The sequence below is a fragment of the Pedobacter sp. AC212 genome, assembly GCF_979258625.1.
On the sequence record NZ_OZ409870.1, the window covers coordinates 1,427,708 to 1,453,150 of the forward strand.

The window sequence follows — 25,443 nt, forward strand, 5'->3', positions numbered from 1 at the left end:
GGTTTTTAGAGGTATTAGAAAAGATTTTAAAGAAAGAAAGGTTACATATTATCTTGAAATCTGAATAATTATTATAATTTTTGAGCACAGCTCTAATCTCTAAATTAACATCAAATGAAACAACTCTATTCGGCCATTGCCCTGCCTCCATGGAATGACCTCTCCAATGCCCTAAAATGCTTTAACCGACGAAATCCTTTTGTGGGATTTTATCTGTAATTTTTTACAGTAGGTTAAATTTTTATACTCTAATATTTTCTGGCAAGCGGCTATTTATAATGCGTCTTGTCGTTTTTAAATTTAATTAACGTTATAAATCGCCCTTAAGACCATTTACATCTATGACTGAGACCAACATTATCGATAGGATTAAACTCGAAGAAATCATAAATCCTGAATATACTTTTTATATACCTTCTTACCAGCGTGGTTACCGGTGGGATATCAAACAAGTTAAGGAATTACTCTCAGATATCGATGAGGCAGAAACAAGTGGCATAGAAAGTTACTGTCTCCAACCTATTGTGGTAAAAACGCTCGAACCGAAGGCTCGTTTTGAACTGATTGATGGGCAGCAGAGATTAACCACTTTGTATTTGATTTTACTGCGACTTTCTACAGATGCTAGTACTTTGTTTACTCTTGATTATGAAACTAGAAAGGGTTGTACAGGATTTTTGCTTGCTTTAAAGGGTAATCAATCTAATTATGAGAATCCTGATTATGCTCATATTAGTGAAGCGTACCAGGTCATTAATGATTGGGCAGAAACAAAGGATCTGCGTACCCCGGTTAAACGCCATAAATATTTGTTTTATTTAGCAGGCCTATTAGAAATAATCTGGTATGAGCTTCAACCTAAAGGTGATGCAGATGAAGACCGCGAAGACTCAGTCAAAATATTTACCCGTCTAAACGTTGGTAAAATTGCACTAACCGGCGCTGAATTAATTAAGGCAATATTTTTGAGTAGTGACAACCTTAATGTACAGGCTTCATCAGATAAAATTAAGTCAATCAATTTAAATTTTAGACAGGTTGAACTAGCCAGTGATTGGAATCAGATCGAGTATGGTCTTCAGCAGAACAGTCTGTGGGATTTCATCAATCACAAAGAGAACGATACTGCTACCCGTATCGATTTTATCTTCGATTTGGTCGCTCGCATGAACGACGCAGTTCTAAGAGATGAACATAGCTCATTCCGTTTTTTTTATGAGCGTTTTGCAGCAGCTAAGATTAAACCAGCCCCGTTTTTAATGCTCCTAGAAGACGAATGGAAAGAAGTTAAGAACTGCTTTTCAATCTTGGAAGAGTGGCATGCAGACAAAGAACTTCACCATTTAATCGGTTATTTGATATATGATGGTATGGATTTACTTAAGTTATTAAAGCACTATAAAGAGGATAACAAAACCCGTTTTAAAGCAAGGCTAGCTGATCTTGCATATTCGACCGTTAGCGCAGTTGCAATAAAAGATCTTTATTATAATGACCACAATTCCCAACTCCAAAAAGTAATGGTGCTCTTTAATGTACTCAGTGCTAATAGTAGTAAGGATGTCTCACAGCGATTCCCATTCGGACTGCTAAAGAGTAAAAAAAATAAGTGGACTTTAGAGCACATTCATGCGCAGAATGCGGAAGAAGTGTCGCAAAAAGATTATGCAGATTGGATGGTTGAACATCTGGCAGAAGTTGAACGTTCAGGCATTATGGGTAATCTTGAATTGGCCGCGGAAATTCAACATTTTCAGACCGCAATACTACCTATAGCAAAACCCGGGGACCTAAAAAGTGAATTTGAGGAATTAGCTTCAAGCGTAATTGATTTCCTTTCGGAGCACAAAATACTTAAAGAAGAAGAGGAGAGTGACTTAGATCCATGGGTTGACGTCAATCATATTTCCAATATAGCGCTTTTAGATGCACGTAGTAATTCATCACTTGGGAAAAGAGTCTTTTCAGTAAAAAGAAAAAAAATAATGGATAAAGAACGGGAAGGCGCTTTTATACCTCAGGCGACGAAAAATGTTTTCTTAAAGTATTACAGTGATTATCCAAGTAACTTGTTCAACTGGACCATTGCTGATAGGAAAACTTACATGTCAAAAATTCAGCAGTTGATTGATACATTACAAACAGAAAAAATATAATGGCAAATAGCAAAATATATACGCTTTGGGATTTACTAGAAAACAATGTAGATTTATTTGATAAGCAAATTCCGCAAGGAATAGAGATTCCGATGATTCAGCGCGATTATGCGCAGGGCCGAGAAGACGTTCGAACAAAAAAGATTCGTAAAAAATTCCTAGAAGCCATTCACGGCCAGCTCTTGGCAGTTCAAAATCAGGCGGAAAATATAGAGCCACTAGAACTTGATTTTGTGTATGGGTATTTGTCTAGTGAAAAGTTTATTCCTTTAGACGGACAGCAGCGACTAACGACCTTGTATCTAATTCATTGGTATCTGTTTTTCACTCAAGGAAAGCTTTTAGAAAACTTGGATGCTTTTAGTCGAATTTCTTACCGTTCAAGGGTATCTTCTAATGAATTTTTTGAAGGTTTGAATAAGGAAAGCCATGTATTGAATCTCTATCAGGAGATACAGATGAAAATTGAGCAAGGTAAGACTTGGAATTTACCTTCAATAATCCAAGATCAAAGTTGGTTCCATGAACGCTGGATGAAAGATCCTACGGTACAATCGGCGATGGTGATGTTAAAACATATTGCCTCGAACTTTGGTGGTATTAAAGCTGAAACGCTTCTTGATAAAAATTCAATTGGGTTTTATCTTATTGATATTCCTGAGCATGGAAAAGGGGATAGTTTGTACATTAAAATGAATGCCCGGGGTAAAGGACTTACAGATTTTGAAAACCTAAAGGCATTACTTGAAGGCGCTATTCATGCTGTAGATTTAGATTTGCATGAGCGTTTTTCCCAGGCCATTGATAAAGGTTGGTTGGATAAAGTTTGGTTGCTCAGTCGTGGGGTTAAAGATACCGAAGATAGAAGTAAGGCTTCTGGAGCTTATTTGCTGGCGCTAATCACCTCGATCACCGAGCTACTTTTCCATAAAAGCAACACCCAAGAGAAAAACTTTGTTTTTTCTGAGGAGCTGATGATGAAAATCTACAGTGATAAGGATAATATTGTGTTTTTGATTCAGTCAATGGAATTTATTTGTTCTAGAAATTTAGATAGCTATGATGATTATTTCAACCAAATTTATATTAAGGAAGAAATCGCTGCTGACCGGGTTAGGCATGAGGGAGTCACGAATATAATTGGTGCAGTGTTAAATGAATCTCTCATAGATGCTACAGATAAATTGTTGTTTTTTGCCTGGTTAATTTATGTTAACAAAAAAGATAATACTGAAGTAGAAGAGAATTTAAGAGATTACTTGCGTATTTGCAGGAATTACTTGAACAATATCAATCAGAAGAGTCGCAAAAATTTCACGCTAGCAACTGATATTCGAACTGAAGATTTTGGACAGATTTTAAATGTACTTGGCGCAGTTTATCATCCACAGGATGCTTACGGTGCACTGCAAAATTCAAGTGTTAGTTCATTAAGATATGTCAAATATGAGCAGGATAAATATGAATATTTCAAGACTGATCTTGCCTTGAAATCTTTAGTTCAGCGTTTAGAAGATAATTGGTCATTCCGAGGATTACTTTTTAATGTTGATCTTAAACGATATTCGCCAGCTGAGCTTGATCTTATTGTTCCAGACTTTTTAGCTTTGATGGGTGCGAAGGATACGCATGGTCTGATTCGTTTATTGATTTCCTTAGGATACATGGGGACACATATTGCTGGAACGAGCATCGGAGAAATGCGATTATGGGGAAGAGTTGATAGATGGCACAGAGTAATGGCCTTGCCAGACGGCGAAATTAGGGAGCCACTGGCTAAGCTTTTTGATCTTTTTATTAGAAGGGACCGAAATCTAAATGTTCTGCAATTTTGTGAAAATCATTGGAAAAGTGTGCGTAGTACCTTGCCAAAAAATACTTTAAATTGGTATTTACTGGAATATCCTGAAATGATTCGTCAGGCAATTTTTACCATAAAAGATTTAGATTGGAAGGTGCCAACAATTGAAACTTTTAAGGTTTCCGCGCTCAGTGGTTATCATTGTAATCCATTTGTACTTGAGCTTAGAACAAGAGAAGACTTGACGAACGCTACACTTAATGTGCCTCAAAGCTACGCACAGTATTCGGGTTTTGCTCGTTTGAGGCTGGTTAATGGTCTATCCCTATCACAGGCTAATCACTCTTGGGTACTACATGATGGTAAGCGCATGCAGGGTTTTTGGGAACTGAGGGAACGCTTTAATTTGGAAGCTTTGGCAAATGGGGAATACCGTTTTGTTTGCGAGAATCTAATAGAGGATGTGATACCGTTTGTTGTCGCTTGCGCAGCGTTAGTTCCCATACCTTTACAAGATGAGGTTGCAGCTGCGCTAGAGGAAAATTAAATTATTTTCACTATCAAATAAGAAAAGACTTGCAGATTTTCGCTGCAAGTCTTTTTGGTTATGTCTCATCTTATTTTGACGGTTAGCTAATCAATTTCCAAAAAGCTAAATCTTCAATCATAATGGGTGGCGATCCAGCCAGATTGACAACACTATGATGCTTCTCCAGCTTTTTAATGATTTGTACCAATTTATCTTTTTGGTCTTTGTCGGTAATCGAAAATAGAGAATCGATGTCTTTCACTTTCACGTCATTTACCCTATGAATAATCCAGGTCAAGATATATTGGTCATATTCATTGTCACCCGTTGAGAAATGATTCAAGAACTGTGTAGATAAAATGGTTCCTACACCAAACTCGCGCCCTTCTTTTAGAATTTTTCTGAGCGCACCAAAGTTTTTACTCAAGAAATTATCCGCCTCATCCACCAAAACCATATTGGTTAACTGCCTGATATTACCTTCAATTCTGCTGTGTCCAGTTTTTTGCATCTGAGAATAAAAAGCATCTAAGGTGATGGCCACTACTAAGTTTTGGATGTCTGGACTATAGCCTGATAGATTAATAACTGTGACCCCATCAATTAAGTCAAACAGGGATGCCGTTTTTTTGCCATCTGGTTGGAAGATTTCAAAGTCGTAGAGCTGTTTTAATGCAGCGTGTAAACTGTCGATGGCCATCTTTTCATCTTCTAGATAAATTTCGCAAAGATCGGAAATGGTTGGGGCAGTCTTGGTCCAAGTGGATTCATCTGCTTTTTGAATCCCTTTTTCTTCGTAGGCTTGCATGATGACTTCTTTCAGGAAAGCCTTTTGTTTCGCACCTAAACCAAAGGCGTTAGAAATGGTTTCTTGAAGGGTTGAAGCGATGTGAAGCGGTAACAATGGCATTGGGTTTTGACCAATATCAATTGCCAATGGGTTATAGGGCAAGTGATAAAGTTTATGCACTTTAGCGCCTGTGGTCTCTACAAATTCTGAATTGATGTAATCACCCTTATAATCGAATATCAATATGCCGATTGGACGCTGATCAACATTGTTTTTGCCTTGGCGAGCCAGTTGGGTAATGAGTGATTTGGTGAACTGCGTTTTACCTGTCCCCATGGTACCGATAATTCCGGTATTGGTATGCATCACTTTACTGGTATCTCCTGGAGTCCAGTTGACCTCAGCGCAGATTTTAGATATGGAATGAGAGTCTTCTTCATAAAGACCACTCTCTGTAAAAATTAAATTGTTTTGTGTAATTGGATATGCCAATTAATTTGACCTCATCGGACCTATTTTTCATTATTTGGCAATATATCGGAAAACTGTTTTAAAATTACATGATTTTTGCCTGTATGGTGTCAATTGCAAACGGATTGCCCAGTTAGTAGTGACTCAGTTTTGATGAGCATTAAAGGCATCAGTTTTTTTATGGTGCGTTCTCATCCTACAAAACACAGGATTGCGCACTTAAGTACCAATTAGTATTATTGATACTTCGCATATTTGATTTTAATCCATTAATTATGATCACTCAAAATCAAATGTGCAGTTATAGACCAAGAATTAAATCTGGATCTTCTATTTATTATCGACAAATCCGGGTAAATCTACGGACCAAAATAACCTACATTCCAATTACTGAAGCCACCTTCAAAGCCTACATTTTCCAAAAAAGAAATTATAATAAGCACTTCAAATTAGAGTTAATTGCAGCAATACTTTAACCACTCGGGTGTTTTGCAAGATGTATTTTTGTATACACAAAAAAATCTTGCGCCCTTGTGGTCGGGCATTTTTCTCGGAACTCGAAAATGCTGAAGCCAATTTAAAAAGCAAGATTATGCAAGGAAGAAATCTAAAAATCCAGAACAGCTGCTGACTCATCCGATTATTTTAAGGGTCATGAAGATACCTATAAACGGTTGGAAAAAATCCTGATCAACGGTAATTGTCAATCGATAGGAGAGGTTGCAAGAAATATTCTGTCAAAAGAAAAAATCCTGATGCTAACCAGGGATATTACGATGAATGCTCCAATGGAGTGGATAAACCAGAATAGATTGACCCCGTCTCACTAGAAATATATTCACTGTAAATTATTGTTTATCTTTACATTGGTGTTTTGGCGGAAAGGGGTCAATTGGATTGGTTTTTCTAGATAATGTGTATTTTTCAGCAAGTCCCTGATTTCAGGGGGTAGGAGTTGCATTACAATCTGATCCGTTGTTTGAACTATTTTTCTGGGCGCACTTGTTTTCTTTTTCCCATAGAATTTTTTTGGCAATTTATGGTAAGCTAAACGCTAAAAATCCCAAGTCTGAAATTGAAAAGATAATTTGATGAAGTAAATTTAAAGGATAACTGCTTTTAAATCAATAGGTAATGTATCAATATTTTCCATGTGGAAAAGGAAGGTTATCAACTGTGTACTCTGATAGGAATATAAAACGCAATGAATGGGTATGATAAAAATAGAGTTGGTGTTTTATTAGTTTACAAGTCAAATTCCATTGTGAGCTTTGGGACGTTTAATACCTTGAACGTAGGTTTTTCTTTGTCAATAGCTTGAAGAGATTCGTGTTTGCCATCAATTACATCAATAAGAAAATCTGTTTTAAAAGTTTTATAATCCTTAGTCGAAATTAACCTTTTAGTTTTTCCTAAGACATCTTCTAATGAAATCGTATTACCAATCATTTCTTTCTTGAGAAGTCGTAACACCACATTTGTGAATTCCAAGTAACTATCAAGTGGCATGTCTAATTTTCCTTTAATTAATTTATCATTGATAAAGAGATTACTTAGTAGGTGATTAATTATTCTTAGTAGAATATCCAGTTGTTCCTGCTTTGGCGTTTCAATCTCATGAAGTGCATTGTTACCCAGAAACCTTGCTGAATGCAATCTTCGGGATTCACTCTTGCTTAGATGTCCACCCTCGAATAACAGATTAATCCGAGTTTCCAAATTGGCTTTACTGATTTTTAAATGATTACATATTGCTTCTATAATTGCCCTAAACCCCGCAGCAGCCAATAATAAAGCATCTACCTTTAGTGCATTTATTGTCTCCTTGTAAAGATTTTTGATTACTTCTGGAATTTGATAAACATTTCTGAGCTCTTCACCAACCTTTAGGTAAGGAGGGTAGATATCACTATTTTCATAATATTCAGGTTCGCCATGCGAATCTTCCCTCATCATGAAGTTATCACCGTATTTTTCTAAAAATGAAATGTTTTCGCAACCAGCACATTCTATAATTTGGTACCTACGAATCCATTGAAAATTATATTCATCTTCACCTCCAGTAATCTTTTTCTCAAAAAGCTGAATATGGTTTCTTAAGCCACCACATTTCTGACAGAAATACTTTTCATCCATCTGGGAAAATAAAGAAAAAAATTTAAAAATATTATTTCTTCAGGTAGATATTGAACACTTCAAGAAAATACTTATCTTCAACTATTTAACTCTCTCAATGAAGACCAACAACAAATATTCTTTAGCAGCTTATTTAAGTGCACTTATCGCAATTGTAATTTTATGGTGGTTCTATCCGCCGTTAGTCAACCTGCTCGAAAGTGATTCTTATGATCTGGATTCTACAGTAGAGCGTTTAGACACGCTATTTTCCGCACTCGCATTTGCAGGCCTTATCATCACGCTCTATTATCAAAGAAGAGATTTTGTGGATAGTCGAAAGTATTCTAATATCAATGAATTTATTGAATTGCATAAATTTTTTATGTCCACAGAATTTAGGCTTACTCGAAGACAGGCTTGGGCAACTTTGAAGAAATGTTTACAATATGAAGAGTATGCCAATTTTGTTCTAGGAGAAGCGTATATCAATAGGTATGTAGACAAGTTTTCTGAAAAAGAAATCTTTAAGAAATTCAAACATGTATATGATCAGCAGTTTAAAAGTGCTTCAGAATTTTATATTCATGATTCAGAACAGCGGCATAAATTGGATGATTTGATTGGTTTTTATCAGTTGTTATCGATGAAAAAATCATCAAATAAGTATTTCGATACATTAGATTTCTATTATGATTCTTACAGACCGCTCCTTTATTGGTATGCGTATAAGTCTAAAGAATTATATGAGCGGAATGAAGTGAATTCGTATTACAACAATCCACCCGGATTGTTGGATGCGCTTGAACGGTTAGATAAAAATTATTTTCAACCAGAAAACCCAGAAAAAAAAGAGCCAACCGTGGAGACTATATATAATCATCCCATTATCATGAATATGTCTGCAAAAACTAAAACTCAAAACCAATCAACTGTTCTCAATCTATTATCTGGTTTTTTTAAGGCTTGATCATGTCACCATTAAATATTTTTTTATACTATGCTAAACATTCTCTTGTTTTCTGATAATGGAAATTGAGATTCATCATTCGTATCAATATTCTTAAATTACTGCTATTTTGAAAACTGCAACTTATAATGATTCATTATTTGATGGGCTAACCCCTCCAGTTTACGGTAAGACACATAGTTTCATTGAATGGCCTGAATTGTTCAGATATTTTCTCAACTTCGATTACAATTGGCAATTGAGCTGCTAATCCAGCAAGAATACATGTTCCTTGTGGAAGTATTGGTAGCGAATCGAAAGAAACTTTATCGAGATACGAGATTGTCTTCTCTACCGCCTCAATATCCTTATTGTTAATTAAACGATGCAAAAAGTAATTATGTAATTGGGAGATTATTGTTGTCGAGATGTCTGATGGTCTTTGGCTTGCGATTGTCAAAAAAACTCCAAATTTTCGACCTTCCTTTATTATTTCTTCAAATGTTTCTAATCGGTGATCTTTCCATGTCTCGTTTTCACGTTCAGAATTATATGATAATATATTATGAGCTTCATCTATGATGATATTTAGGTATTTGTGTTTTTCAAATTTTTCCTTTTTATCTTCATAAACCTGTTTGCAAATAATCATGGGCAATATCTTTCTCATTTGCATATTGACATCTTTGAGCGAAATTATTGAAAGAATTGCATCATCCTTTAAATTTGGGTCAACCGTTATTACTTTCTCTAAATCTGAAATTCTATCGTCTAATCTTCCCATTACAGGACCAATATGCTCTTTGTTTGAAAAGCCTTTTTGGACTTCATGGTAAAAATTAAAAATAATTTTTAGGCGAATAATGTGGATTTCTGAGAGATTAGTAATGTCTGGTGTTAATGCATGTGTTTTTTCAGTTATTACTTTAGTAATGAACTCAGCATCTGAAGATTTTATGCCACCATATATGTAAACCTTTTCTCTGGGTGTGAAGTTCAAGTTTTTCCTATAGTCAGAGAAGAGAGCTTTAAATCCATCGATTTTGTTTTCTAATCCGAAACGCGATAGTTCTTCCATAAAAGTGAACGCCATATTACGTTCCTGGTTTTGTTCTACTTTAGTGAAGATGCTTTGCAGCGTTACAGATATCAGTTTTCTAAAACCATCATTAGTACGAATATTATTATCGATAAATTCATTTTTAAGTGTTCTAGACACAAATGGTGTCTGTGTTTTTTCAGTACAATGCAAAATTAATGACCAGAATTGTTCGTCTTTTAGTGTTCTTGGCAATACAGGAAATTTTAATTTACTTCCATTTCGGCCGGTTGAAAGTCTATATATGCGTTTATATCTTTCGTTAATTATCACATCATCTTTAACATTTTGCTCAACTTTTGGCAATGCATATTCTCCATTAAAATCAATTAGTAGGAATCGAGCATTCTGCTGAAATTTTTTTTCATCCTTAAATTTATTAATGATCTCATGATAGAGCTTAGCCAGCGTATAGGATTTACCGGAGCCCGTATTTCCGAATATACCGATGTGACTAGCCATTAACCTATCTATACTTAATTCTATCGCTTTTCCTTTTTCTTGAGCTAAATTTCCAAGAACAAATGTTTCCTCCCCGTCATGAACAAATTTATGAACCAGGTTAAATTCGGATTGTGTTAATAAGAAAACTTCGTTATCAATCAATGGTAACTCTTTTATTCCTTGTTTGAAAGTTTTCGATTCTAAGAAGCCAACTAAGCTAATTTGTAGAATTCTTTTAACTTTTTGCTGTTGCTTGACATAAGGTGTTTGTATTAAGATCTTATCCTGAGTGATAAACTCACCTTCAATCTTGCCAACAAGATGCGAAAATCCCTTTGCTATTTTAATGTAACTACCTACAGAAACATTTTTTATAAGTTCTCCCCTGAAGAGCAAATGGGATACATTTTTACTGGTATCTACCTGCAACTCAACACTACGGCCTCGGACTGCGGTAACGACACCGATTTTAATTACTGAATCAATTTCTTCCATAATTACTTAGTCTCTTCCTTTACTAATTCTTTGGGATACTGATTGGTATCCAGTTGCCTCGCAAGATTAGAAAACCAGACTTTGTTTACTTCCAGAAAGCTTCCAGCAATAATGATTTCAAGGTTGTTAAACTTGAAATCTGTCAATACTAGTTTGCTGGCAATATCATTTTTTGCATTCAGATCATAAGCGAATACACAAACCAGTAGTGTTGGATTAGAATTGGCTACCCGTTTAGTAATTTCTCTAATATGTTCATCGGCAAATGAAAAACCGAAAACAAATAGCACTGAATTCTCTTTCTCCAATTCATTAGAGTACATTCTTAATAATTCATAAAAAGTATACTGAGTGGTTGTGGTGCTAAATTTATCCTTAGTAGGATTTATTATAACCATTTGGCTATAGGCACTTAGAAATGCGTCTACTTTTTTCGATTTCTGATAATTAACAGCATCGGAAATTAATTTTTTTATCTTCTTCGGTTCACCATTCTCATGATTAAACTCTATGATTAAGTCATTCCCAGGATCTGTTTTTTTGACATTATTTAAAATACTTAAATTTTTATCAAAAATGATTTTATCTTCCTGTGCTTTCCAGGTTACCGATCCATGGAGTTTAAATAAATTGAACAAGGGGATTTCAGCTTGATTTTCGTAATGCGGACTTTTTTGAAAGATACTTTTTCTATAGTTACTCGTTGAAAAGGTCGGATTAAGTTTGCCTGAGAACCCATCGTTATATTCCAGATTTAGGTCTTCGAGTGTCTTGTCCAAGAAGAGATCCATATTTGTTGTAAACAAATTCGCCTGCTTGCCGATTAATGTACTTCTTCTTTTTATCAAAATTATGTTAATTGCACTGAGAAATTCCTGATAGTTTGTTTTAGTATCATTAAGATCTTTTCTATCTCTTAACAATGAATGATTTAATATGTGGATATTGCCTTCAATACCTTTTGTGTAATAATCATTTTTGATTGAAGCTTCTACGATATCCCTTTCATCAGATTTTTTTTCCAATGATAAATCTGTTAAAAGATTTTCAACATTGCCTAATGTTTCAAAGAAATTCCGAGATGCACCTGACCCGATAAGAAAATTTAGGTGGCAGCTTTCGATTATTTTGGTAAACTTATCGATATCCATTATGAGAGTGATTTAGCCTAATCGTAAATATATATCTTTTATTAATATTTCATAGCGAGATTATGTTTCAGCTTAACAAGCTTTTAACACATAATCATTAGCTAATTATTCAAATGTCCATTCAAAATGATAATGATATTTCCCAACTTTGAGTTTATTACTTTTATCTTGAACCTAAAAGTATTAAGACCTCGACTAATTTTTTATTATGGTTGGTGGTGGTTCTTTATATACGATTTTTCATGAGCCCTTGAAGGCCATTCCAAACTAACCCAATTTTATTCCAAGATAAGAATATCCCTATGTACAATATATTAGCTACATACAACTCTAAGCAGATTGTAAAAACTTTTGGATAGCTGCTCTCCCTGAATACTGTTCTTCATTACGATGGGGTATAAACAGACTTTTTTTGACTGACTCTTTATTGCTGCCAAGTTAAGGTGGATGCCCTGGCATGCAAAGGAATTTCCGGCATAAACGCTCCTGTGGCCTTTGCCCTCTTGTCCATTTATTCCGTTCCTCCTTTTGCTTTGGCAGGGCATCACCTTTTTGGTTGCACCATAAATTAATTCAGCAAGATTGTGGAAAAAATTGCAATTTAAGGTGTCGGAAATTCAAGTGAGTTACCGCCCAGGGTTTAAAGCTATGGAACGTCCGAAGGTGACTTCGTCAATACAGGCTTATGAGATATTAAGAAAGGGTTGGAATGAAGATCGGATGGAGCTTTTGGAAGAGTTTAAAATACTGCTTTTAAACAGGTCGAATAGGGTATTGGGAGTTGTAATGGCAGCGAGTGGAGGATTCGCGGGGGTATTGGTGGATCCGAAAGTAATTTTCTCTGTGGCGCTGAAGTGCGGAGCACATGGAATTATTCTGGCACAATCATCCAAGTTGGTAATTGTTGCCAAGTGCGGCCGATATTAATCTGACCGGGAGGTTAAAAGCTGGAGGTAAGTTGTTGGGAATAGAGGTGTTTGATCATCTTATTTTATCTCCCGACGGATATTATAGTTTTGGTAATGAAGGATTGATGCCGGTATAGGTTTTCTTAACGCCTTTTAAATCATTTGCAGGGATTGGGTATCGCTATGGTCATACTTTGCCCTTTCGTAAGCAGAGGCCCGATGTCTTAAGGTGGTTACGAGTGAGATTTCTTCTACTGAGATGGCTTGCGAGCCTTTGGCCAATAGCTTTTCAATGGTCTGCAGTGCAAACTGATAATTTTGATCATTTGTGATGGTTTGCATAGAAAGTATTGTTTAACGATTGGTAATCATTAAGACGTCGGTTTAGGGGGATTGGTTTCAACAAAAAGAAAAATTTATTTTGACCTTTAAAAATGAGTTGGCATAGGTTATCTTATTATTAAAATTAATAAAAATGATTAAAAAATTAAACAAAGGTTTTAAAATGTTTCGTGGGGATTACATTATACCCCCAACTGAATGGCGTGAAGATTTTACCGCGTATGAATATCAGGGAATGGGTAGAAAAAATGCTGCAGGCCTTTTCTTCTTTACAGACTCGATTAAAATTGCCACTGATATAGCAATCCAAAAAGCAAATGATAAATATTATATTACCGAAACTGAGATATCATGCGAATCGGTAGATGTGATCGATTTGTCAGAGTGTTTGCTAATTTATCATGCCCTATTTAGTTTAAATGAAGTGGGTATCGATGTTGCAAATCCTCTATTTAAAACATATTTTGATGCACCACCTCATACGCAAACTTTTGAGAATTTGATAGAGCAATTTAATGCATTTCAACAAAAGGATTTGGGTGTGAAACTAACTGATGTTACTGTAAGCCCACTTAATTATCAAGATGTGAATGCATTCGCGCAACGATTAAGTGATTTTGGTAATGGTGTTGAACTTAAAAAGCAGATTCTAAATCTTGACAATGGAATTGTTGGTTATTGTTGGAGGGAGCAAAATCATCCTGACGGATTGACCTATTGTTTCGTAGATTCCTCATGCTTAACACCTCCGTCTACAAAATGTATAGCTATTTAATCAAGCAATTCTGCTGGTTTTTTGCTTTCACTTTTTTGATTGATGGGATTGCAAGTGTTAAAGGTGATAGCCAATTCTATACACAGTGGTCGGAATTTGATGATTTGCATTTCCAACTTCGATTCTGCCCTGTTCGTTTTTGTTGCTTGCGGAATCTGTTAGATTCCGCTTTTGTTGTTTAAAGAAATTTATCACGTATAGGTTGGTTTTGAGGTATTCACAAAATTAAATTCTTTTATATTCCTTATTTATCGGACATAAGTCTGAAGTAAAGGCTTTTCTGGTAGGGATAGAGTCAGGCTGTTAGTTTTGTATGTTTTATATTCACTCAATCCAGGTTCCCTTTCCTTAAATGGTTTATCAAATTGATATAGCGCCCTAAAGTGAAATTCCTAATGTCAATCAGGTGATTTTGGCAATCCAGCGGGATATTGAAAATAACATTCTGTTGCCTGGTTGGAGATTACGCCTTCGTTGATCAAGCGATTTCGTGTCGGATTGGCCAGTTTAAAAGACAATACGATCCATTTCTAACCTATTATTTATAAGTTTATTGGGGTGGTCAGTTTAGACAGAAACATACTGACCCTAAATTCCGAAACGATATGGTCAAAGCTACCAAAATCTCCACCTTGTAAAAAGATTAGAATACAAAGGAAGCGTCCAGGCAAAAAGGATAACGCCACTGAGCAGTCAGCGGCATTATCAAATTAATTACTGATAGGAGATGAGAATCTTGATTTCCTTAGATTATTTCCCGTAGGATACTCCGATTTCAATTTCTCCATTAGCCGTTAATTCTACAGCTTCCATAAAATTTGCTTTTAGAGAACCACCCAAGCCAATTTTTTGGTTGCAACTTAGACTTTGTATAGTGAAAGTATCTGTACCGATAACAATTGACTCAGGAACGGATTGAAATCCGGCAGTAATAAGGCTTTTCATGAACACCTGAAGAGAGGTTTTGAACCAGTTGTGAATCTCCCTCGCTTTTTGTTTGCCGTTATTTATGAACCCCTCAACCTTAGTGATGATCCGATCTATCTTTTCACGGGTGTATTCTTTTCCAAAAATGAAAGTTTCATGTATTGCTTTTGTGAAATTTTCCCATTCCTCTTCCATTTTACCGAAGATTTCTGCATCTAATATCCCATTTAACGTGTTTTCATTTTGTTTTTTATGAATGTCGTTTACTTTTTTGATAGCAATCTCAATTGCTTCATCATTTATAATTACTGTCGTATACATTTTGATTATATTGGTTTAAAAAAAGTTTGATTTTCAAATAATTCTACACTAACCTCTTCACTAGCTTTAGCACTTTCAAACAAGTACGTTACAATTTGTGTAACAGAGTTTTCATAGCTCGCTGCCACATCCAATCCCGAGTCAAACACCTTTTTCGCTAGCTGCATATCTGAGTAAACAAAATTCAACATTTCTAAACTAAGTCTATCGATAATTTCTGTATGATTTTCAAGATTAGCAGTACATAGCTCATTTACTTTTTCTGCCCATTCGGTAAGATCCATTTCTTGTCCACCTACATCAACAGCTGTCCAGACACTTCTTGTCAACCATTCCTGTGTTCTTATAGTGCAAGGTAGGCCTGAGCTGTTAATTAAATCCTTAAAATACAGGCCGTTATGCGAAGTAAATCTTGAGCGTATAATTGCCTCAACATCAGGCTCAATTGGATTGGAGTAGATTAATCCCGCACTTTGGATTTTAATCCAATCACCGAGTTTGTAAACCAGGTAATGATTGCTGCTGACTAATGATTTTTTTGCCCCTCCCAGAAATACAGCTCTGGTGACTTCAATATATGAGCTGCCATGTTTTTCTACATGCTCGGTTAAGTAGGTGAAATCTTCATTGCTGAGTGCGAATGAGGTTAGGTTATAGGAAGGATTGCCAGTTGTAGAATCCTTTTCCCGAGTTCTTATTAAACAGCAAAGCCGCTTACTCTCTGCCATCAACCAAAATGGCGTCTGTGTAAAGGCTAACGGCATGATTATATTGCGATTAACGAGATCCTCATTCGAAGCAGTTAGAACGAAAGATTTCGCGCTAGTTTTTTCCGCAAATTTTGCAATCTCTTTTGCCAGCTTCTGCGTTCTTTGATGCTTAAAGCGGTCAGAATTGTGGTTTTTACCAATGTAAGTAGATAGTAGTTCTCTGGATTTCTTTTTAATAAAATTTGCCTGTCTACTGCCCATTTTCGCAAGTTCATTCGGATCATGGATTAGTTTTCCATCCATCCAAGTAAATCCCTGCTGATTCGAGCTGTCTCCAGCTTCTATCAAAAATATCAAGTCCGCGGCATCAACATCTGAAATCATTTCCAACCATTTTAGGTGACTCTGGATCGCTACTTCTTTGAACTCATCAGCAGGTATAGAAAGATCCGGGATTAGCTCCTCTCCGGAATAGCGAGTCAGGTGAAGCAAAATCCGAAAAGCTTGGTCGCTCTTCATCAATCTCTTTCCAAGTTTCGAACGCCATTTTTTCACAACAGCTCTGACTGTGAAATATCCCGGAAGATATTGCTTATGGTAGCTGGTCAGGTAAGGTCGTAAAACATATCTCCCCGTCTCATTTAATGCCTTACTGTAACACCTCTCCAGCTTTTCTCGTTGAGCCTTGCCAGCATTCATAAAACTTGCCCGATCCTTAATAGCAGGATCAGGGATAAAATCTACAAGATTGCTCATTACCGAAGTCATTGGAGACTCGATTTCACTGTCTACCGTCGGGTCGTCAGTAAATTCACCATAAAGGGCAAGCCCCTCAAACCATGGGGTCCAGATCTGTTCATATGTCTTTATCTTACTTTCAATTACTGCTGAACGTTCAGTGAGTGCCAGAATATTCAAATCTGCACCCATCAATTCTGCTGGCCGTCCCTTAGCTATAAAAGCCTTGAAGAGTGAATCATTGTGTCCGGAATGCCCATAGGCAAGTAACAGTGACTCCAGGTCTACTAACGTCCATCTCATGATGTCAAGTGTTAATCCGACAGTTCCGAACAAACTGTAAACATGAACAAGCTCATGTTTTAGATTGAGCAGCATCGAGTCCAAATCTTCTTCTTTTAGGATCGATTGCCCGTGAGGTATTGAATTTAACATCTTAGAGTAATTGATTGCCCAAGAATTAAAGTTTACCATCAATTCTTTCCTTGTCGGTAACAAATTGAATCTAGCATCAGCCATCTCAGTGATGTATGGAATGGAAATTTCACTTATGTTCTTAAACCAGCTAGCTGACGCGCCTTCCCATATTGGAAAGATAAAGACCTGCAAATCTGGCAAATGTTTTGGTCTTTCGATACCAGGGATCCCAAAATATAAGTAGCCTAAACTTGACAGATATCCATATGTTTTTAGGAGGTAGAGTATATTATCCAAAAAGAATTCGCCTGCATTGTAGTCTTTATCTTTTTGATATTTTAATATGATATAACGCAATAAGCCCTCTAGGGAATCATAGGCAACAAGTTTTTGCTCTTCATCATCTTCTGCATATTCACACAATACATTAACAGTTTGGGCTAAAAGAACTGAAACATCTTCTTCGATATAACGATACGCCAGACCAATAGCATCTTCGCACAATTTTAGCGTAAATTTCTTATCATAATCTTTGCAAAATACTATCGCTGTAAGTAAGGTTCCTACCGCTTGCTCGCTTTCATAATCTTTATCGAGGTAACGAGCGATGTTCGCTAAAGTGGTACCAACTATCTTGGAGCATTTCTTGTTTAGCGTATTATTTGTATTCAGATCGAGCAGGGCGTTGAAACAATTGATTCCCTCAGTAAGTAAGTATGCATCTTTGCCGCTTCGATTTATCCAGAGTTCATCAATGAGAAATAACATGTCCTTCAACAATTTGACAAAACTGGCATTATCACTTGCCTTGTGAAAATGTGGCATCAGGTCCATAAGGACCTGATTGACAAGTTGTGTGTTTAGTGACTTGGTAACGGTAAATATATGGTAGACCACATTGGTATCGAGCAATGCAGCCTGAGCTATCCATTCATCGTAATTTTTCAATTCAGTCTCTGTTGGGCTAGCGATTAATGCAAGCGATTTATTTAACGTTTTGAGTGCATCTTTTTGAAGATAGTTAGCAAATTCCTCAATAGGAACACTGACAATTTGTGGTTTTTTCATATTTGGAGCGTTTATACCAGATAATTAGATTATAAGTAGAGTAAGTAATAGATATCGCTAATATAAAATATAATCAAATTAGTCCGAAACGGATCTTAAAAGCGACCATGTAAAATTTATTCAATTAAGCGGTTGCAAATTGTATTTGGGTGCACAAACCAATTCATTTGACCCCCTTTCGCCAATTCACTAAAATGCAGACAAACAAAATTTTACAACAATTTTATTTCAGGTGAGACGGGTCAATGTACTTAGGTTTATCCAGCCAATGACGCAAAATCTCAGTAGATAGCCCCATTTGTTGCTTAAACAGTACTTGCCACCAATGTATGCGCGAAGGAGTACCCCGGCTCCAATAATTGTCACTAGGGTCTTGATGAGAGGCCCCAATCGGTATTGCTCCCTTATAAAAACGAATTTACCCCTATGCTGAATAAACCAACTTATTTGACCCCTTTGCACCAATTGTTAATTATTTTTCAAATGCTCTAAAAATAGTGTGCTGTAATATACTTTTACTGGCGAGATGGGGGTCAGTCTACTACGATTTACCCAATGCGTGTCCGTTGAGTTTATTAGAGTTAGGTCGAATATACAGGTTATTCGCATTGATAAACTCATTGTCGCAAGTATAAGTTTAAAGGATCAGATATGACCTTTTACCTGCATTTGGGTTTTCTAATCTTAAGTTCCAAAATGACTTGATTAATCCTAGCGGAATCTCCAATAGAATTCATCGGTGCGTCCTTATCAATGAAAAAAGGCACAACTAATCTCATTCATATTTGCCAAATTTTTGTGTTTTATATTTTTAGTACAACGGTTGCCACTTTTCCGAAAAACTAGATTTTTATATAAATCCTTTGCTCTTTAAGTCATCGACAATTGGCCCAAGCACCTGTAAGAACGCACTTAAGTGTTCAAAGTATTCCTCCGAGAGGGCACAATCCCTAGACATTACAAAAGATTTTTGCAATTTTTATCTTGAAAGTTTAAAGTTATTGATGTAGATCAGAACCATTGGGAATTACAATCAGCTATTTCGTGAAGGGTATTAATTGTTTGATATGTAGACCTCGAATGCTGAAATTTTACTGTTGATTAATATATTCATTATCAGGTATTTATCTCATATATTTAACAGACGTTTAAAGTCTTTAGGTAAAAGTCTGACAGTTATGTCCTTTGGAACTCAAATCCTATGAGAATAAAAACCAGTTTCTCTTGCAATAAAGCTGGTTTTTTCTTAATTTTAAGATAGAAACCAAGGGTAAAAAGTCTGACAAAAGTCTGCCAAATACCTCTTAAAAGTAGCGAAATGAGAAAAGTAAAACCCCTCTCAGAGTATCAAAAAGGCATCTACGGAGAAATATTAGGCGAATTTTTCAATCCGATATTCTCCACTACATTAAATCAAACCCTTAAATTAAGTTTTAAGGGTTTTTCTTATTTAAATTAGTTTGTCAATACTTTCGCAAATTCAAAAACCCCGAATTATTATTTTTGAATAGGGAATAAATAGACGCTTTAATCAAACTCAGTTGGATCCAGTTGCCATGCTAACTGTCTGAGTATACTTTTTCCTCCGTTAATTCATAAACTGGTTCCGAAATTCGGATGGGGTAATCCCGACAGCTTTTTTAAATAGTCTAGAAAAATAGGGAGGGTTTTCAAAACCAAGTTGGAATGCAGTCTCTGATATGTTGATGTTTGTACTCATCAATATGTTTTTCGCTTCGAGGATTAACGCCAGGTGGATATGGTCTATGGCGGTCTTACCGGTTTCCTGTTTCAGTAAATCACTTAGATATCCTGCAGATAACGATAACCTGGAAGCCATATATTTTACAGTTGGCAGTCCATGGGCTTGCAGATTTCCGCTCTCAAAGTAAACTTTTAGTATATCTGTAAACTTAGAAATTATTGTGCCTGATAAAACAGTCCGATTCAAGAACTGCCGATTATAAAATCTCGATGAATATTTGAGAATCGACTCAACATAGCCTATCATTATTTCTCTACTGAGATTATCCTGGTTGTTGTAATATTCCTCACGTAATTTATTAAAGATAGCCCAAATGGTTTCTTCTTCTTTAGGAGACAGATGCAGTGCCTCATTGGCCTCATAATCGAAGTAGCCGTATTTTTTAATCGTAGCATAAAGCGGATGGTTGACCAGGTAATCTTCATCTATAAAGATGATGAATCCATTCTCTTCCAATTCAATGTTATTCATCTGTATGATTTGGTTGGGTTTCATAAAGAACATAGAACCGGTATCGCTATCATATTTTGTCTTTCCATACATTAGCGTACCAGACTTCACCTTTTTCAAAGCAATCTTATAAAAACCTAACGTGAATTCTGAGTAAACAAATGCGCAGTCTCTTATTTCTTTAAATGTTAATACCCCAAGCAATGGATTTTCTGGTGGAGGAAATCCATTTGTTTTGTATACTTCAGTTATAGTTTTGAAATGTTTCATGTATTGATGCAGAAGTTACGATTTATATCTAAATTAAGTTATCGGTCTTTGCTATTAAATAATATTTAAATAAATCCATGTGACTCCAATATTTGATAGCTCTAGACTAACCAGACAATGAGTTTTATTAGAACTATTGCCTGGATGTTTTAAGGCTTGCTTATTATTTGAGAAGCCTCTCAGTGTTATATGTTTTGGTATCTAACCTGTCTTCCTAACTATTTTGATTTATCCATTCCTCAAAACTTACATATTTACTAGTAGCTATTTCTTTGGCAAATTCTATTCGTGAAGCGGAACCCGGGCCCATATAGGTATATTTTTCACAAAACCCAAACATATCTGCTACCCCTTTTCCTCCTTCCATAAGAGTTGAAAATACTGCGCCTGAGAGCTGTGAATAGCTATACACTTTACCGTACTTTTTGTAAGTCGAGATAATATCGTTAAAACTGAACAATTCTGTTGCCAATGTAAGGTAATTGCCATTGCCTGCTTTTTCTGGCTGCGAAAATGCGCCTGCCACAATTTTCCCCATATCGTTGATGTCTGACCAATGTACTACTTCTTTTGTTGGATCTAGTGGTAGCGCCCAACCAATTGTGCCGTCTTGCTGCTGTTGTGGTGCAAGCCAAGATGCAAGATTTTGGAAATAGAATGGAGCTTCTACAAATGTTGAGTACCTAAATCCCGCATTTTTCACTGCATCATCTACCTTTGATTTGTTTGTAAAAAAAGGAACGTCGAATTCACCATTGCTAATTGATTCAACATCAGGAAGCGTGGACCAAACAAAATGCTCTATTCCCACTGCCTTTGCAGCTTCGACGGCATTTTTCCCCTGGCCAATTTCGTCTGCACCTCCCCAATAGTTGGTTACTACAAATACGCCGTAAGCATCATTTAAAGCTTCCTTTAATGACTGCAAATCGGTCAGGTCTGCATACACTGCTTCATGCGCCTTGCCAGAATAATTTTCTGGATTACGTGTTAGTGCTCTCACATTAAAAGAGCCTTCGTTTGCAAGAATTTTTACTACGCTTGAACCTTGTGAGCCTGTTGCTCCAATCACTGCTATTGTCTTTTTGCTATCTTTCATTATTCACACTTAAATTATGAAACAAAATTAGGATATGAGCTCTGCTTCAAATTATACAAATCAAGGAAGAAAGGATACATTTTAAGGATAAGTTATTGAATGCGAAATCAAAAATTTTCGGATTTTACTCTATCAGTAAAAAATAAATAGATTGGGCTGGAAACAAGGGACATCGTATAACGCAAAACAATAATCCCATATGAGGTGATTTTTTTAAAATTAAGATAAATCGTAAAGTGAGAAATAAGGGGGCATAGCCTTTAACCCTTTCAGATGGATTTGGTGGTTGAGAATTCAAAAAACTCAGCCGGACACTTAAATTGTGAATATAAAATCGCTTTTAGATATCGTTTGGAGACAACAATTTATGAGCTATCAAATGCCAATCTTATCAAATGTTAGCTACAATGTACCTACTTAGAGCCTGTTTATCATACTTTCCAAAAAAAGTAACAGTCAATAACTGGTGTCTTACCCTGATCTAGCTATAATTAGCTTTAAAAATCAAGACAGAAAGTATGTTTGCCATCCTGATGGCTGTACGAGATTTTAAATTTATGGAGCAAAGCAATCTGTTTCACAATGGCCAATCCAAGCCCCATTCCTTCAGACTGCATTCCCTTGTAAAAACGCTCAAATGCATGTTGCGGGTCAATAGCGGGAAGAGTGCTCGTGTTGGTAATCTTGAGCTTATCCTTAGTAAGCAATAGGTGGATATTACCGCCCACGTGGTTATGCCTGATTGCATTTCCAATAAGATTATCTATCAGCGTTTCGGCCAAAAATTTACTCATCAAAAGCGTTTTCTCATCCAGTTCAAGATTGAATGAAATCTTCTTGTTATGCAACAGTTCTTGAAAATAGCCTATCCTTTCCTCAATTACATTTTTTATATCAACTTCTTGCTGGTCTCTCAATAGGTTATTGTCAATTTTTACCAATAACAGCAACGATTGGTTCAGCTTAGTGAGCTTCGAAGTCGCCTTATAAAGTTCGTGTATATCTTTACCCTGCTGTTCGCTAAGCTCATCACTCTGGAGCATCATTTCAAGTTTAGAGTTGATTACCGCAATCGGTGTCATCATTTCATGTGAAGCATTTTCGGTAAAAAGCTTAATCTCTCTATATTCTGACCGGATGCGTTGAGAAATTTCTGCTATTGCATTATTTAGTTCTCTAAATTCTAAGATGGGAGTTTCAACTTGCCTAAAGTTATCCTGTTGATTGAGATTAAATGATTTTAGGTTAAGAAGGAGTTCATTAAATGGTTTCCAAAGTCTTGCTATCATCATGCGGTTTACCACTAAAAGAAGCACAAAAAGGGCAGCAACCGGAAGCATGATGCTTAAGAAAATGCCCTTTATTTGTTCGCTATGGGCAATTTTTGAAACAATAACCGTTACCCTAACTGGCTGCCCATTTAAAAGCAAATCTTCTTTGAGATACCTTGCTGATTCCCTGATTTGTTTTTTTGGGTTGAAAAAAGCAGTATCTGCAAAATGCTTTTTGATGGATATTCGTTGGATTTTTTGATAGTCTACTACCAGGTCTTTAAAAATTTCGTGTGCATTGTCGGAATTTATTGAACGGGCATTTTCCCTTACTTCCAACTGTTCCTCTTCAAGATAACGGTCTACCTGTTGATTAAGGTATCGACCCATTGTAAGGTAGAAGAGATAGCCAATCATGCAGAGACCAAAAAATGCCGTCGCTAAAAGAATTTGATTGTATCGGGAAAAAAGCTTCATTGATCGGTAAATTTATATCCTACGCCATAAACAGAATGAAAATAATCCTTTGCACCGGCATCTACTAGCTTTTTACGGATATTCTTGATGTGAGTGTAAATAAAGTCAAAACTGTCTGCCATATCTGCATGATCGCCCCATATGTGTTCCACTGCGGCAGACTTGGCGATTACTTTCGATCTGTTAGCTACAAAATATATCAATAAATCAAACTCTTTTCTGGTTAAACTGATGCCCTTACCGTTTACTTTAACTTCTTTGGCTTGAATATCAATGGTTAGCTCATTAAATACTACAAGATCACTTCCATTAAAGGTGCGCCTACGGATAACCGCCATGATCCTTGCGCTAAGTTCTGAAAGATGAAATGGCTTAATAAGATAATCATCCGCCCCCAGGCTAAGGCCTTCTATACGTTGATCAACCGAATTTCTTGCGGTAATAATGATGACGCCATCTTTCCGCTCCATCTTTTTAAAATCGGCCAGCAATTTTAGCCCATCACCATCTGGTAAGGTAAGATCCAACAAGATACAATCATAACTGTAAATGGCGGTTTTTTGCGCAGCCTCAGCAAAAGTTTTAGCTTGGTCGCATACGTTACCTTCTGCCATCAGGTATTCGATAATGTTTGTCCGTAACGTAGGCTCGTCCTCTATAACCAGTATTTTCATGTATGTTGAAATTGCTACAAGATAGCTAAAGTAGCCTTATTTGTATTTGATGTTCAATGAAATAATATCCGAACTCATGTTAATGTTTTTGGCATAATGCCCATATCTAATTTCGAGCATGCTGAAATGTTGCATACCCAATACGCCCTTCGGTGGAGCGAACCGAATACCTGCACCATAAAAATTACTGTTGAACTTAGATAAATCATAATTGCTGTTGTAATATTGATCTGCCGCAGTATGCGTTTGGAACGGAGCGAAATATTTGGCTGCCGTTTGAGTATAATATCTATAGAAAGGGCTAATGGAGAAGAAAGAATTGATTTTGATAGGCACTTCTATGTCCGCGGTGTGAGATTTAAGTCCCCAGTTATCGGTATAGTAACGGTAATATGTTTTAATGATCAGGTTATTGCCAATAAAGTAGTTTGCCCTAAAACCCAGCGGGATTTTAACCCTGCTGTCTGGAAGATTTTCCTGGTGCACAGTGTTATCTTTAAAATAAACCCTATGAAAAGGAAGACTAAGATAGCCATTCTGTTGCACCACATCGGCCAGCAACATCACCTGAAATCTTTCATTAATAATTTGTGAGTATGATAAAGAACCTGCAAATGTATTTCGTGCTGCCGATCCATACTGCTCATGGTCCATGGTATTTGTTCTCAGTTCAATCGGCTGAATTAAAGTAACCTGATCCAGGTAAGTTTGCAATTTAGCAGTAAACTCCCCACTTTTGTCCTTGGTTTTGGTAGAGAAACTCACGTTACCACCAAATGATTGGTAATCGAATTCTGTTGATGAAGAAAGACCGAATGCTAAAGTGGTTCCTTTCTTTTCATTTTCAATGTTCCAGCTTAACGAAGGATAAATTCTGGTATCGGCATGTGAGGCAGAAGAGTTTGCCTGAAGATCGATCATATCCGATGATGCGGAAGTATAATGATCGATCCCCACTTCAAGACCAAAAGTATGTTTGCGTGATTTAGCATCATATTTAACCATTTTCACATCAAATACGTTGGCAATATCAGTGAGTTTTTGTGAGCCGATACCGCCCGTAACAGCAGCATTGTTTCCATCTTGTGTATAATAACTCGAAACTAGATTTACCTCATCCAGTTTAAGTTTTCTGCTCTGAAAACCAGTACTGTCTTTTGGTGTTGTTTGGGCAAATGAATGCAACAATGCGAAAACAGCCGCTGCAGTTAAAAATATTTTTTTCATGTGT

Annotated in this window: 19 protein-coding genes; 7 read left to right on the forward strand and 12 right to left on the reverse strand. The window is 36.3% G+C overall.

Features of this window, described 5'->3' with window-relative positions; all coding sequences use genetic code 11:
* The first annotated feature begins 341 nt into the window (after positions 1-341).
* Together ACZZZC_RS06145 and ACZZZC_RS06150 are read left to right on the forward strand one after the other, a co-directional pair.
* The gene (locus ACZZZC_RS06145; RefSeq protein ID WP_463485272.1) at positions 342-2,156 is read left to right on the forward strand and encodes a DUF262 domain-containing protein; all 1,815 of its coding nucleotides are present in this window, start codon (positions 342-344) and stop codon (positions 2,154-2,156) included.
* Complete coding sequence (locus ACZZZC_RS06150; RefSeq protein ID WP_463486768.1) at positions 2,156-4,504, forward strand: GmrSD restriction endonuclease domain-containing protein; 2,349 nt, start codon at positions 2,156-2,158, stop codon at positions 4,502-4,504. The genes ACZZZC_RS06145 and ACZZZC_RS06150 overlap by 1 nt, the downstream gene beginning before the upstream one ends.
* A gap of 82 nt (positions 4,505-4,586) precedes the next feature.
* Here the strand turns inward: ACZZZC_RS06150 and ACZZZC_RS06155 are convergent, their stop codons facing one another.
* The gene (locus ACZZZC_RS06155) at positions 4,587-5,642 is read right to left on the reverse strand and encodes an ATP-binding protein (RefSeq protein ID WP_463486769.1); all 1,056 of its coding nucleotides are present in this window, start codon (positions 5,640-5,642) and stop codon (positions 4,587-4,589) included.
* A gap of 1,350 nt (positions 5,643-6,992) precedes the next feature.
* On the reverse strand, positions 6,993-7,883 hold the full coding sequence (locus ACZZZC_RS06160; RefSeq protein WP_463485275.1) for a DUF4145 domain-containing protein: 891 nt from the start codon (positions 7,881-7,883) through the stop codon (positions 6,993-6,995).
* A gap of 97 nt (positions 7,884-7,980) precedes the next feature.
* On the opposite strand from ACZZZC_RS06160, the gene ACZZZC_RS06165 reads away from it, so the two are divergent.
* Positions 7,981-8,832 carry a hypothetical protein gene (locus ACZZZC_RS06165; protein ID WP_463485276.1) on the forward strand — a complete coding sequence of 284 codons (852 nt, stop codon included), beginning with the start codon at positions 7,981-7,983 and terminating at the stop codon, positions 8,830-8,832.
* A gap of 148 nt (positions 8,833-8,980) precedes the next feature.
* On the opposite strand, the gene ACZZZC_RS06170 is transcribed toward ACZZZC_RS06165, so the two are convergent.
* Positions 8,981-10,849 (reverse strand): ATP-binding protein, encoded by a 1,869-nt coding sequence (locus ACZZZC_RS06170; RefSeq protein ID WP_463485277.1) that lies wholly within the window; start codon positions 10,847-10,849, stop codon positions 8,981-8,983.
* A 2-nt stretch (positions 10,850-10,851) separates the two neighbouring features.
* The gene (locus ACZZZC_RS06175; protein WP_463486770.1) at positions 10,852-12,000 is read right to left on the reverse strand and encodes an SIR2 family protein; all 1,149 of its coding nucleotides are present in this window, start codon (positions 11,998-12,000) and stop codon (positions 10,852-10,854) included.
* A 606-nt stretch (positions 12,001-12,606) separates the two neighbouring features.
* On the opposite strand from ACZZZC_RS06175, the gene ACZZZC_RS06180 reads away from it, so the two are divergent.
* Together ACZZZC_RS06180 and ACZZZC_RS06185 are read left to right on the forward strand one after the other, a co-directional pair.
* Positions 12,607-12,927 (forward strand): JAB domain-containing protein, encoded by a 321-nt coding sequence (locus ACZZZC_RS06180; RefSeq protein ID WP_463485279.1) that lies wholly within the window; start codon positions 12,607-12,609, stop codon positions 12,925-12,927.
* Between the two features lie 34 nt (positions 12,928-12,961).
* The gene (locus ACZZZC_RS06185; RefSeq protein ID WP_463486303.1) at positions 12,962-13,045 is read left to right on the forward strand and encodes a hypothetical protein; all 84 of its coding nucleotides are present in this window, start codon (positions 12,962-12,964) and stop codon (positions 13,043-13,045) included.
* Between the two features lie 16 nt (positions 13,046-13,061).
* On the opposite strand, the gene ACZZZC_RS06190 is transcribed toward ACZZZC_RS06185, so the two are convergent.
* The gene (locus tag ACZZZC_RS06190) at positions 13,062-13,250 is read right to left on the reverse strand and encodes a hypothetical protein (protein ID WP_463485280.1); all 189 of its coding nucleotides are present in this window, start codon (positions 13,248-13,250) and stop codon (positions 13,062-13,064) included.
* 133 nt (positions 13,251-13,383) lie between these two features.
* On the opposite strand from ACZZZC_RS06190, the gene ACZZZC_RS06195 reads away from it, so the two are divergent.
* Positions 13,384-14,025: a hypothetical protein gene (locus tag ACZZZC_RS06195; RefSeq protein ID WP_463485281.1), complete on the forward strand. Its 642-nt coding sequence runs from the start codon at positions 13,384-13,386 to the stop codon at positions 14,023-14,025.
* Positions 14,026-14,775: 750 nt separating this feature from the next.
* On the opposite strand, the gene ACZZZC_RS06200 is transcribed toward ACZZZC_RS06195, so the two are convergent.
* Positions 14,776-15,273 carry a hypothetical protein gene (locus ACZZZC_RS06200; protein ID WP_463485282.1) on the reverse strand — a complete coding sequence of 166 codons (498 nt, stop codon included), beginning with the start codon at positions 15,271-15,273 and terminating at the stop codon, positions 14,776-14,778.
* Positions 15,274-15,278: 5 nt separating this feature from the next.
* Entirely contained in the window at positions 15,279-18,206 is a 2,928-nt protein-coding gene (locus ACZZZC_RS06205; protein WP_463486771.1) for a hypothetical protein, read from the reverse strand.
* Positions 18,207-19,524: 1,318 nt separating this feature from the next.
* Here ACZZZC_RS06205 and ACZZZC_RS06210 point away from each other — a divergent pair.
* The gene (locus ACZZZC_RS06210) at positions 19,525-19,665 is read left to right on the forward strand and encodes a hypothetical protein (protein WP_463485284.1); all 141 of its coding nucleotides are present in this window, start codon (positions 19,525-19,527) and stop codon (positions 19,663-19,665) included.
* 129 nt (positions 19,666-19,794) lie between these two features.
* Here ACZZZC_RS06210 and ACZZZC_RS06215 read toward each other — a convergent pair whose 3' ends face one another.
* From ACZZZC_RS06215 to ACZZZC_RS06235, 5 genes are all read right to left on the reverse strand, one after another.
* Positions 19,795-20,691, reverse strand: coding sequence for a helix-turn-helix domain-containing protein (locus ACZZZC_RS06215; RefSeq protein WP_463485285.1), 897 nt, complete (start codon positions 20,689-20,691; stop codon positions 19,795-19,797).
* A gap of 214 nt (positions 20,692-20,905) precedes the next feature.
* Complete coding sequence (locus ACZZZC_RS06220) at positions 20,906-21,790, reverse strand: NmrA/HSCARG family protein (protein ID WP_463485286.1); 885 nt, start codon at positions 21,788-21,790, stop codon at positions 20,906-20,908.
* A 497-nt stretch (positions 21,791-22,287) separates the two neighbouring features.
* Positions 22,288-23,538 (reverse strand): sensor histidine kinase, encoded by a 1,251-nt coding sequence (locus ACZZZC_RS06225; RefSeq protein ID WP_463485287.1) that lies wholly within the window; start codon positions 23,536-23,538, stop codon positions 22,288-22,290.
* Entirely contained in the window at positions 23,535-24,212 is a 678-nt protein-coding gene (locus ACZZZC_RS06230) for a response regulator transcription factor (protein ID WP_463486772.1), read from the reverse strand. Before ACZZZC_RS06230 ends, ACZZZC_RS06225 begins: the two co-directional genes overlap by 4 nt.
* A gap of 36 nt (positions 24,213-24,248) precedes the next feature.
* Positions 24,249-25,439: a DUF3570 domain-containing protein gene (locus ACZZZC_RS06235; protein WP_463486773.1), complete on the reverse strand. Its 1,191-nt coding sequence runs from the start codon at positions 25,437-25,439 to the stop codon at positions 24,249-24,251.
* Positions 25,440-25,443: the final 4 nt, after the last annotated feature.